This window comes from Rhodococcus sp. APC 3903, assembly GCF_030407755.1.
In the GTDB taxonomy this organism is placed as follows: domain Bacteria; phylum Actinomycetota; class Actinomycetes; order Mycobacteriales; family Mycobacteriaceae; genus Rhodococcus_F; species Rhodococcus_F erythropolis.
In genome coordinates this window covers 1-538 of record NZ_JASDCV010000104.1, presented here as the reverse complement: position 1 = coordinate 538, position 538 = coordinate 1, and the positions used below count along the sequence as shown (strand labels likewise).

The 538-nt window shown below is 56.3% G+C and carries 1 pseudogene; it reads right to left on the bottom strand.

Annotated features, from left to right (window positions below):
* Positions 1-169 (bottom strand): annotated as a pseudogene (locus QMA15_RS32725) (nitrate reductase); the annotation flags it as partial.
* Between the last annotated feature and the right edge of the window lie 369 nt (positions 170-538).

Here is a 538-nt window from a genome sequence, read left to right as displayed (position 1 = left end):
GAGGATTGAGCCCCATGATGATCGGGAAGACGAACGTCGCGCCGAACATCGACACGACATGCTGGCCACCCAACCCGATGGTTCTTCCCCAACTGAGTCGCTCGCCGGGAGCGACCACTTCACCGGGTCCGATGTTCTTTCCGTCTCCGTGCAACGTCCAGATCGGCATGACGAGACCTTTCGCGAAGGAGGAAGGTGTTCGAAATGCTTTGTGCCCCAGCTCACAAACACCGTGTCTGGAGTGAAACGCTAATGCAGCAATCAGATTTGGACGTGATGACAATCTGCCAGAACCCACTCGCCGAGATTGGCAACAATGGTGGCAGATGACGCGGGCAGGGGTCATCGTCAGTGCTGGAGACAGTTTCGACCGAAATGAGGACCGCTCCGCGAAGGGCCCAAACATTTTCTTCGGCTTAATGATTCCGTAACACGATGTCTGTCAACGGAAAACGAGGTACCTAGCCGAGGGCTGCGAGGATTCCTGCTGCCATCTCCGCGACCTGATCGTCGGTCATGACGAACGTCGGCGAAATCT